Source organism: Brevundimonas sp., from assembly GCF_032107865.1.
GTDB lineage: Bacteria > Pseudomonadota > Alphaproteobacteria > Caulobacterales > Caulobacteraceae > Brevundimonas.
Window position 1 is genome coordinate 1 of the sequence record NZ_DAMCNG010000334.1, and the last position, 1,913, is coordinate 1,913.

Below are 1,913 nucleotides of genomic sequence, written 5' to 3' on the forward strand. Positions count from 1 at the left end.
GGCCTTCAGATCCTCGTCGGTCAGGCTGGTCAGAACGGTGACGCCCAGAATCTTCAGGTCCGAGCCCGCCGCGCCGCGCGCCGCCGCCGCCAACACCTGCGGCCGGGCATGAACGGTCAGCAGGTCGCAGCCCGCGTTCGCCAGCACCGCCGTCGCCTTCTCCACCGTCGCGCCGATGTCGTGCAGCTTCCAGTCCAGAAACACCTGGGCGCCCGACGCCTTCAGCTCGCGCGCCAGCCCCATGCCGTCCGAGGCGAACAGCTGCAGCCCGACCTTGTAGAAGCCGACCGCGTCGCCGATCCGCGCGACCAGGGCGCGCGCCTCATCGGTCGTCGGCACGTCCAGGGCGCAGATCACGCGCGGGTCGAAGGGGCGATTAGGGCGATCTTGCGACATTTCCGGCTCTCGGCGGCTTGCAGGCGCGCGCGGATGCCCCGATAGGTGAGACAAGGGGTCGCGGTCGCGCGGCGGGTTTTAAGGGCGGGATGAAGCAATGAACGCGGTCGATCTGGGGGTCAACCTGTTCGTGGCGCTGTTCGCCCTGCTGGACCCGATCGGCAATGTGCCGATCTTCGCAGCGGCCACGGCGGGCGCCTCCCTGCGTCAGCGCATCACCGTCTCGGCCATGATCTGCGCCTTCGCGGCGGTCTTCCTCGGCTTCTTCTTCTTCACGGGCCTGGGCCTGCTGCAGTTCTTCGGCATTTCGCTGGCGGCCTTCCGCATCGCGGGCGGCATCCTGCTGCTGCTGCTGGGCCTGGACATGGCCCGCGAGGACTTCCTCAAGATCTTCGCCGACGCCGACGCCGCGACCGACGCCCAGGACGTGCGCGGCTACGCCAAGCGCCGGTTCAAGCGCCTGATCGTGCCCTTCGCCATTCCCCTGATGATCGGACCGGGCGCCATCTCGGCCATCATCATCCAGTCGGGCGAGGCCCAGAAGCTGGGCGCGGCGGGCACGGCGGCCTCGCTGACCGCCATGGTCGCCGCCTGCGTCGTCACCTTCCTGTGCTTCGCCGCCACCGGCCCGATCAGCCGCATCCTGGGCGACGTCGGCATGGCCATCGTGGTGCGGGTGCTGGGTCTGATCCTGTGCGCCCTGGCGATCCAGTTCATCCTGATGGGCCTGGGCGAGGCCCTGCCGGGGATGTTCAGCGCGGGCGTCACCACCCCCTACCCGTCCGGCGGCCACTAAGCTCTCGCCTGGGGCGTCAGAGGCGGTCCAGCCGTTTGGCGTGGCCGCCGACCATCTTCAGCGCCAGGGCGTCGGGCAGCAGCCCGCCCAGCGCCGCCAGCACATTGTTGGCGAAGCCCGGCGTCACGCGCGGCCGATTGGCCTCGACCGCATCCCAGCCGATGCGCGCCACGCGGTCGGCGTCCATCCACATCCACTTGGGATAGGCGGCCGAAACCTGTTCGCGCGAACCGTTGACGTCGTGGAACTCGGTATAGGTGTAGCCGGGGCACAGGGCGGTGACGTGCACGCCGGTCCCTTGCGTCTCCAGCCACAGCCCCTGCGACGCCTTGATCAGGAAGCTCTTGATCGGGCCGTACAGGGTGTCGCCGCCCGTCGCCGGCATCTGTCCGGCCAGGGAAGCCACGTTCAGCACCCGGCCCCAGCCGCGCGCGACCATGGCCGGCAGCAACAGGCGCGACAGCTCGACCGGCGCGGTCAGCATGACCCGGATCATGGCGGCATGGTCCGCCGGATCGGTCGTCAGAAAGCCCGTGGTGCGGCTGAAGCCCGCATTGTTAATCAGGCCGTCGACGTTCAGGCCTCGCGCCGCGATCGCTTCAACCAGACGCGCAGGCGCCTCGGGCTCGGCCAGATCGGCGGTGATGACGGTCGCGGCGGCGCCATAGGCGGCGACCAGTTCCTCGGCCAGGGCCTGAAGCGGCGCTTCGCGCCGAGCGGT

Annotated in this window: 3 protein-coding genes; 1 reads left to right on the forward strand and 2 read right to left on the reverse strand. The window is 69.8% G+C overall.

Annotated elements, in window-relative coordinates; translation table 11 throughout:
• Positions 1-396: orotidine 5'-phosphate decarboxylase / HUMPS family protein (locus tag RT567_RS16365; RefSeq protein WP_313577260.1), on the reverse strand; the 396-nt coding region annotated here is incomplete at its 3' end.
• Positions 397-493: 97 nt separating this feature from the next.
• Between RT567_RS16365 and RT567_RS16370 the strand changes: the two genes are divergently transcribed.
• Positions 494-1,192, forward strand: a complete 699-nt coding sequence (locus RT567_RS16370; RefSeq protein ID WP_313577261.1) for a MarC family protein — start codon at positions 494-496, stop codon at positions 1,190-1,192.
• A 16-nt stretch (positions 1,193-1,208) separates the two neighbouring features.
• On the opposite strand, the gene RT567_RS16375 is transcribed toward RT567_RS16370, so the two are convergent.
• Positions 1,209-1,913: SDR family NAD(P)-dependent oxidoreductase (locus tag RT567_RS16375; protein ID WP_313577262.1), on the reverse strand; the 705-nt coding region annotated here is incomplete at its 5' end.